General features: G+C 30.4%; 10 protein-coding genes and 1 tRNA gene. 9 read left to right on the forward strand and 2 right to left on the reverse strand.

The window, feature by feature from the left end; genetic code table 11:
- The 4 genes from HMPREF9129_RS05465 to hslO form a co-directional block, all read left to right on the forward strand.
- Positions 1–790 (forward strand): CPBP family intramembrane glutamic endopeptidase (locus HMPREF9129_RS05465; protein WP_004821229.1); only part of this gene is annotated, 790 nt, incomplete at its 5' end.
- A gap of 14 nt (positions 791–804) precedes the next feature.
- Entirely contained in the window at positions 805–1,539 is a 735-nt protein-coding gene (locus tag HMPREF9129_RS05470) for an SIR2 family NAD-dependent protein deacylase (protein WP_004821231.1), read from the forward strand.
- Entirely contained in the window at positions 1,532–2,254 is a 723-nt protein-coding gene (locus tag HMPREF9129_RS05475; RefSeq protein WP_004821233.1) for a class I SAM-dependent DNA methyltransferase, read from the forward strand. Before HMPREF9129_RS05470 ends, HMPREF9129_RS05475 begins: the two co-directional genes overlap by 8 nt.
- A gap of 1 nt (position 2,255) precedes the next feature.
- Positions 2,256–3,134, forward strand: a complete 879-nt coding sequence (gene hslO / locus HMPREF9129_RS05480) for an Hsp33 family molecular chaperone HslO (protein WP_004821235.1) — start codon at positions 2,256–2,258, stop codon at positions 3,132–3,134.
- Between the two features lie 86 nt (positions 3,135–3,220).
- On the opposite strand, the gene HMPREF9129_RS05485 is transcribed toward hslO, so the two are convergent.
- Together HMPREF9129_RS05485 and rpmB are read right to left on the reverse strand one after the other, a co-directional pair.
- A tRNA-Phe gene (locus HMPREF9129_RS05485) sits at positions 3,221–3,296 on the reverse strand.
- 61 nt (positions 3,297–3,357) lie between these two features.
- Complete coding sequence (rpmB, locus tag HMPREF9129_RS05490; protein ID WP_004821237.1) at positions 3,358–3,549, reverse strand: 50S ribosomal protein L28; 192 nt, start codon at positions 3,547–3,549, stop codon at positions 3,358–3,360.
- Positions 3,550–4,594: 1,045 nt separating this feature from the next.
- Here rpmB and HMPREF9129_RS11990 point away from each other — a divergent pair.
- The 5 genes from HMPREF9129_RS11990 to HMPREF9129_RS11400 all read left to right on the forward strand — a co-directional run.
- Entirely contained in the window at positions 4,595–5,221 is a 627-nt protein-coding gene (locus HMPREF9129_RS11990) for an IS30 family transposase (RefSeq protein ID WP_218563723.1), read from the forward strand.
- A complete protein-coding gene (locus tag HMPREF9129_RS11995) occupies positions 5,175–5,609 on the forward strand; it encodes an IS30 family transposase (RefSeq protein WP_004821243.1) in 435 nt (144 codons plus the stop codon). The genes HMPREF9129_RS11990 and HMPREF9129_RS11995 overlap by 47 nt, the downstream gene beginning before the upstream one ends.
- Positions 5,610–5,740: 131 nt before the next feature.
- A complete protein-coding gene (serC, locus tag HMPREF9129_RS05505; protein WP_004821246.1) occupies positions 5,741–6,826 on the forward strand; it encodes a 3-phosphoserine/phosphohydroxythreonine transaminase in 1,086 nt (361 codons plus the stop codon).
- A gap of 12 nt (positions 6,827–6,838) precedes the next feature.
- Complete coding sequence (locus HMPREF9129_RS05510) at positions 6,839–8,005, forward strand: phosphoglycerate dehydrogenase (protein WP_004821250.1); 1,167 nt, start codon at positions 6,839–6,841, stop codon at positions 8,003–8,005.
- Positions 8,006–8,014: 9 nt separating this feature from the next.
- A partial coding sequence (locus tag HMPREF9129_RS11400) for a DUF1015 family protein (RefSeq protein ID WP_004821251.1) occupies positions 8,015–8,640 on the forward strand: 626 nt, incomplete at its 3' end.

Genomic DNA, 8,640 nt, shown 5'->3' on the forward strand with positions numbered 1-8,640 from the left:
TTTTATAATTTTAATACCAGCATTATTTATTGCAGGTACGGGAAAGTTTACTCATGTTTTGAGAATTAAATACATAAGTTTAAAAAATATATTTAGAGTCATTTTAATGACAATTTTATCATATCCAATAATTTTATTAGTAAACGGATTATTTTTAAGTATATTTTCTAATATAACAGAGTTAAATAATTTTTCTATGGATATAGTAACTAGGGATATGAACTTAGGTGGATATTTATTCTATATGTGTTTAGTGCCGGCTATATGTGAAGAAATATTTTTTAGAGGGGCTCTTATAAATTCATATGATATTTACGGACCAAGGTTTGCGATTTTTATGAGTGCTTTAGTTTTTGCACTATTTCATTTCGATATTCAAAATTTTTTAGCGCCGCTTCTTTTAGGAATAATGTTTGGTAATTTTTTAGAGTTAACAGGTTCTATTTTTGCATGTATGATTGCTCATTTTGTAAATAATGTCATAGCTCTAATCTCATCAAGATATATAAATGACTCTCTCTTTAGCTATTTACAAAGCACTTCGCTGGCTCGCGATATAGGCTCTTTACAACTATATATAATAACTTTATTGATTATCTTATCTGGAATATCAATTTTTATTTTAAAGAATATGTATAGAAAAATGTATTTTGAGAAGAAAAGGGAAGATGAATTTTATGGACTAAGACAGAGAATTAGAGCAGCTCAAACTTTTGACTTTTTTAATTTTGTGCCGATAATAGCGTTATTTATTTTGTATTTTATTTATTATAAAGTTGTTTTTTATTAAAAGGAGTTAAGGTTATGGAAAATATTAAAAAGGCGGCTGAGCTTATAAAAAATAGTAAGAAAGTATTTGCTTTAACAGGAGCTGGAATAAGTACGGAGTCTGGTATACCTGATTTTAGGTCAAGTAGTGGATATTATAAAAAATTCGACCCTATAAGAGCTCTTTCTGTTGATACAATGCTTGGAGACCCTGAAAGATTTTATTCTGAAGGATATTTAATTTTAAAAGATTTAAATGACAGAAAACCAAACAATGGTCATATTGCATTGGCAAAACTTGAAGAAGCGGGATATCTTTCAGGAATAATAACTCAAAACATAGATAATCTACATTTTGAAGCGGGTAGCAAGAATGTGTATGAAGTTCATGGCGAGACTAGAGGAGTGCACTGTATGAAATGTGGCACTAAGTATTACTTTAATTATTTGAAAGATAAAGTTGAAGACGGAGAAATTCCACCAAAATGTGAAAAATGTGGTGGAGTAGTTAGGTCAAATGTTGTAATGTTTGGTGATATGATGCCAGATGATTACACAAAAGGTACTTATGAGTTGCAGGATACAGACTTGTTAATTGTAATAGGTTCGAGCTTGACAGTAAGTCCTGTAAATTTTTTGCCAAGATATGTGGAGAATTTAATAATAATAAATAATACTCCTACTCCAGAAGATGGAAGAGCTAAGTTTGTTTTTAGAGAGAATTCTGGAGAAGTATTAATGAATATTTATAATGAGGTAATGAATGGATAATTATAAAGATTTTGCAGCTGTGTATGATGAATTAATGTGGGATTTTGATTATGAAAAAGTTTATAAGTTTATAAAAGATACGGTTGGGCAAAATGGAAATCTTAAAGGTAAGTGTTTAGAATTAGGCTGTGGAACAGGAAATTTAACAGAATTTTTGGTGAATGACTTTGATGTGGACGCAATAGACTTGTCTGATGAGATGCTTGCCGTTGCATCTAATAAGCTTGTAAATAAGAGTGTTCATTTTTACAAACAAAATATGCAAAATTTAATGTTCGATGGAAAATATGACTTAGTTGTATCAAGTTGTGATTCCATAAATTATATTTTGAAAGAAGAAGAACTAGAAAAATTATTTAAATGGGTTTATGAGCATTTAAATGAGGGTGGATTATTTATTTTTGATATGAATTCAATATATAAGTTCGAAACAATGAAAGAGACATATGTTGATGAAAATGAAGGAGTATTTTATATTTGGGAAAATTTTTATGATGAAAAAGAATGTTTAAATACTTATTCTGTCAACTTTTTTAAAGAAGTAGGCGATTTATATGATAGATTTTATGAAGAGCATATTCAAAAAGCATATTCAACAGATTATATTATAGATAAATTAAAAGAAATAGGGTATAATGTAAAAACTTTTGATAATTATAGCAATGGAGTTGATTTAGCTAAATGTAGCAGATTGACTTTTGTTGCTGGGAGGTAAAATGGATTATTTAGTAAGAGCAATTGATAAAGACGCACAAGTTAGAATTTTTGCTTGTAGTTCTAAAAATATGGTTGAAAAGTCAAGAGAGATACACAATACTTCAAAAACGGCAACTGCTGCATTGGGTAGGAGTTTAACGGCAGCAGCATTGATGTCTGAAAATTTAAAAAATGAAGCAGATACACTTACTCTAAATATAAAGGGTGATGGAGATATAGGGCAGATAGTAGTAACTGCAAAGGCGAATGGAATTGTAAAAGGATATGTCAACAATCCTATGGCTGATGCAGACATAAGAGAATCTGATGGGAAATTAGACGTTGGTAAAATTGTGGGGAAAGGAACTCTTACAGTTGTTGCTGACCAAGGACTTAAAGAACCTTATATTGGGAAAGTTGAACTTATAAGTGGCGAGATAGCTGAGGATTTGGCAAATTACTTCTATAGATCAGATCAAGTACCATCTGTTGTATCATTAGGTGTGCTTGTAGATGTGGACTATTCAGTAAAAGCTGCTGGAGGATTTATTCTACAATTGATGCCTGGAGCTGATGATGAGTGTATATCAAAAATTGAACAGAATATTTCTAAGATAAAATCAATAACATCTATGTTAGATGAGGGAATGACTCCTGAACAAATAGTTGAGGCCGTAATGAGTGGTTTTGAAATAAAAATTTTAGATAAGAAGGGAATAGGATTTAATTGTGATTGTTCTTTTGAAAAAGTAGAAGATTCTTTAATTTCGTTGGGAAAAGGTGAATTAAAGGCAATCATAGAAGAGGATGGAAGAGCTGAAGTAATGTGCCATTTTTGTAATAGCAAGTACAACTTTAGTAAAGAGGAACTTACAAGTATTTTAGAAAGTATGGAATAAAAAATTTATAGCATATAAAAATAAACCCGATTCTCAAAAAGAATTGGGTTTTTAGCTAATTGAATATAAGACCTAAACAAGATCTCTGGTGCCCAGAGCCGGAATCGAACCAGCGACACGAGGATTTTCAGTCCTCTGCTCTACCGACTGAGCTATCTGGGCTTAGTACTTAAGTACTTAAATAAATGAAGATAGAAAGGACTGCAAGAACAGTCCTGAAATTTTAAATGGCTCTTTCAACTTTTCCAGATCTAAGACATCTTGTACAAACATTGATTTTCTTAGGTTGACCATTAACAAGTGCTCTAACTCTTCTTATATTAGGAGACCAAGTTCTGTTACCTCTTTTGTGAGAAAAAGAAATAGTATTACCAAATGATTTAGTCTTTCCGCATATTTCACATCTCTTTGACATAATCGCACCTCCTCAGGTTTCTCATTCCTCGACCATACCGTCGGGTTTTATAACTCATTTATTTTAACATACAATGTATGTAAATTGCAAATAAAATAATAAATAGTTGGAATTTGTTTGTAGTATTACAATGATATAACTGTATGAAGAGCTTAAGTTTAAGATAGGATATAAAAGACATCCTCGTTCCTTGTTGGGCGTATTAAGAAAGCTTAGATCTTTTAAAGATAATGAAAAAGTAAAAAAGCATTATATCCTTAAGTATTAAGACAAACCTAAAGAGTTTGTTAAAAAATGGCAATTAGATGTTAAATATGTTCCTGAAAATGTTATATTGGTGAAATTACTGATAAATGTACAGATATATGCTAATAGATTAGCAGATGGTATATTATTTTTTCCTTTTGGCATTACATTATTTATAAGTGTACAAGAGGCAAAAATAAATCAGAATTTTAAAAGGTATTAGAATATTTATAGAGTAGAATATGTATGAATAGGACCATATTGACCTTGGTAAAATGGAATAATGGAAAGAATCCACGAGATATATAATGAATTATTTTAGAGAAAAAGAGGATTTAAAAGAGAAAAAGACATGTATAAAGCCTTTCAAAGATATAGAGTAAGAACAAATAATATAGCAAGAAGAGTGCTAGGTTTTAAGGCGCCAAATGAGATGGTTGAGAACTATTTCAAAGGGATTGTATAAGATTATAAACAATTCATACGCCAGCCAAGGTATGCTTCGTTTTTCATCTTGAGAAATAGAATTGTTTTTAGAAGACAAGTATGCCCTTTGAAAAATTTTATTAGATTGATTTCTTGTCATATATGTTTGACAACTATAGAAGCAGCATGATATTTCGTATCTAAAAGGTTAATTGTAAAATGAAAATGAACTAAAAAAATTCCATAGTAAATCACATTTGGTATAATTGATTCACCAAAAACAAAAAACCAAAAGGTGATGACTATGGAATATAATAATACTACAACAAATTCAAGAAAAAATAAACATTAAAATGATTTAGAAAGAAGACAAATTCAGCTTTTACACAATAAAGGCTATTCTGCGTACAAGATAGCTAAAGAACTCAATAGATCTTCAAATACAATCAGAAATGAATTAAAACGAGGAACAGTCCCCCAAATTAAAAACGATAAAGAAGTAGAAGTATATTATCCCGATACAAGAAAGAGAGTCTATGAGAAACATAGAAAAAATTCTAAGAAACCATATAAAACTTTGGAATGTAGTAAATTTTTAGAATTTGTTCATACTAAATTTACCAAAGATAAATGGCCTTTAGATGTAATTTGTGGATATGCAAAGAGACATAAACTTTTTTCTGGTGAAATGCTCTGTACAAGAACCTTATATAACTATGTAGACCTAGGTCTTTTAAAAATAAAATCTATAGACTTGCCCCTGAAATTAAGAAGAAAAACATCTATTAAAAGAACTATAAAAAGTAAAAGAAAACTTGGAAAAAGCATAGAAGAAAGACCATTAGAAATAGAAGAAAGGTCAAGCTTTGGCAATTGGGAAATAGACACAGTAGTACCAAAGAAAAATAAAGAAGAACCAGCTTTAATTACTATAAACAGAAAGAAAAACAAGGATGGAAATAATACTAAAAATTGCAACAAAAAATTCATCATCAGTTAATGAAAAATTAGAAAAATTACTATCAAAACTAGAAAACTCCACAGCAATATTCAAAAGCATAACAAGTGATAATGGATTAGAATTTGCTAACTTAACAAAACTAGAAAATAGCTTAGTTAGAGATATATACTATTGCCATCCAAATAACCCACAAGAAAGAGGAAGTAACGAAAAACATAATAGCCTAATAAGAAGATTCCTTCCAAAAGGAAAATCCTTATTAAACTACGATGAAGACCACTATTTAAAAATAATGAACTGGATGAACAATTTACCAAGAAAAATCCTAAATTACCGAACGCCTCTAGAGGTGTTCATAAAAGAACTAAATAAATTAGGGTTAGTTGATATTTTGGGAGAAATAGTTCAATTTGATATTGCAATTTAGGATTTAAAATAAAAACGTTATCTGCAAAAAATACTGTTGCACGTTAATTAATAAAGTAGTAGAATTTTTACTAAGCATTTAAACGAGGGATAAGTTTATTGCAATAAATATTTATTTTAAGGAGGATAACTATGAGTAGAATATTAAATTTTTCAGCTGGACCTTCTATGTTGCCTGTAGAAGTTCTAGAAAAAGCTGCAAAAGAAATGTTAGATTACAAAGGTAGTGGAATGTCAGTTATGGAAATGAGTCATAGAACATCCTCCTACGAGCAAATACAAGAAGATGCCAAGAGTACATTCAAAGAATTATTGGGATTGGATGACAAGTATGAAATTTTATTTTTACAAGGTGGAGGACATACTCAGTTTGCTATGGTGCCTTTAAATTTACTAAATAAAAATGAAAAGGCAGATTATCTAATAACAGGGTCATGGGCCCAAAAAGCATATGAAGAAGCAAAAAGATATGCAGATGTAAAAATTTTGGCGTCATCAAGTGATAAGAATTTTACTTATATTCCAAAAATACTAGAAGATGAAATAAGAAGTGATGCAAAGTTCATATACATTTGCACTAACAACACAATATACGGTACAAGAATTAGGCCCGAAATAGTAGATAAGATTAGTTTGCCTATTGTGGCAGATATGTCATCTAATATTTTATCCGAAGAGTATGATATGAATAAATTTGACTTGGTGTTTGCAGGAGCACAAAAAAATATAGGTCCAAGTGGAGTAACTTTAGTTATTGTGAAAAAGGATTTGGTTGGAAATGCTCAAGAAATTACACCAACTATGTTAAATTATCAAACACATTTAGAAAAGGACTCAATGTATAATACACCACCTTGTTATAACATATATATTTCAGGACTTGTTGCACAATGGGTTAAAGAAAATGGTGGGGTAAAGGAGATGGAAAAGAGGAATAAAGAAAAGGCTAACTTAATTTATGATTTTATAGACAACAGCAAGATTTTCCAAAATCCTATAGAAACTAAAGATCGCTCTTTAATGAATGTAGTATTTGTTACGGGCAATAAAGACTTAGATTTAAAATTCGTAAAAGAAGCTAAAGAAAAAGGCTTTGAAAATTTAAAAGGTCACCGTTCCGTTGGTGGAATGCGAGCAAGTATATATAATGCTATGCCTGTAGAAGGTGTAGAAAAATTGGTTGAATTCATGAAAGAATTTGAAGTTGCTAATCGCTAAGGGAGGGACTACATGGGAAAATATACAGTAAAAATAATAAATAATATTTCTAAAAAAGCATTAAATTTATTGGCAGATAATTTTTTGATAGAGGACGAAAGTGAACCGGTTGGAATTTTGGTCAGAAGTGCTGAAATGCATGACTACGAATTTTCACCAAACACTTTATACATTGGAAGAGCAGGTGCGGGAGTTAATAATATTCCAATAGACAAGTGTTCTGAAAATGGTATAGTGGTTTGCAATGCTCCGGGAGGTAACGCAAACGCAGTTAAAGAGCTTGCTCTTACTGCACTACTTTTGGCATCAAGAAAAGTAGTAGAGGGAATAGAATGGACTAAAACTCTAAAAGGCAAAGAAGATATCCCAAAATTAGTTGAAGCAGGGAAAAAAGAGTTTGTTGGTCCTGAATTATACGGAAAAAAATTAGGTGTTATAGGCCTTGGTGCAACGGGACAGCTAGTAGCTGAGACGGGAATTAATATGGGCATGAAAGTATACGGTCATGATCCTTTTATTTCACTAAAAAATGCGCTACACCTAAATTCAAAAGTAAACTATGTTACAGAAGTTAGAGATATTTTTACAAATTGTGATTATGTTACAATTCATATACCAAAAACAGAAGAGACTGAAAATTTTGTAAATAGAGAACTTTTAAGTATAGCAAAAGATGGGATAAGAATTATAAATATAGCCAGAGGTGGTTTGGTAGAAATAGAAGCATTAAGAGAATCATTAGAGAGCGGAAAAGTTGCTAAGTATGTGGTCGATTTTCCGGACAATGATAGCTTTGAATTACCTAACACCATAAATATTCCTCATTTAGGAGCTTCAACTCCAGAAAGTGAAGAAAATTCTGCCATAATGGTTGTTAATGAGATGATTGAATATTTATTATTTGGAAACATTAAAAATTCAGTTAATTTTCCGGATTGTGATATGGGAGTTTGTAATTCAGTTAATAGAATTACTGTAAATCATAAGAACATTCCAAATATGATAGGGCAAATAAGTGCGATACTGGCCAATGAGGGAATTAATATAGCAAATCTTTTAAATCGTCATAAAGGTAATTGGGCATATACCATGATTGATATAGACAGTGAAGTAAATGAGGATTTAAGAGAAAAGTTAAAAGCTATTGATGGAGTGGTAAGAGTTCGTTTTATAAAGTAGGAGAATTATATGGTACAAATTAGAAAATTTAGTGCAGTTCGACCTATGAATGAATTAGCGGATAGAGTTGCCGCACTTCCATATGACGTTTATAGTGTAGAAGAAGCTAAAAGAGATATAGAAAAAGAAAAATATAGTTTTTTAAAAGTAGATAGTCCTATAGCTACATTACCAGATGGAACAGATGAGAAATCTCAAGAAGTTTACAATAGAGCAAAACAAAACTTTGATGAAATGAAAGAGAATATTTTAATCAAAGATGATAAGCCAAATCTATATCTTTATGAGTTGACATTCGAAGGAAGAAGACAACTTGGATTGGTGTGTTGTGTTTCAATAGATGATTATTTAGATGGCACTATAAAAAAACATGAAAAGACAAGAGCTGACAAAGAAGACGATAGGGTTAAACACATAGATGTTTTAGATTCAAATACAGGACCTATTTTTTTAATTTATGATGATAGGGTAAAAATAAATTCAATTTTAGAAAGCATAGTTTCAAGCGTTCCGGAAATAAACTTTACAACAAGTGATGATGTCACTCATAGAGTTTGGACTATAAAAAATGAAGAAATAATAAAAAAATTAGAATCTGAATTTGAAAAAGTTAATAATTTATATATAGCTGATGG

This window comes from Peptoniphilus indolicus ATCC 29427 (genome assembly GCF_000227315.1).
Taxonomy (GTDB): Bacteria; Bacillota; Clostridia; order Tissierellales; family Peptoniphilaceae; genus Peptoniphilus; species Peptoniphilus indolicus.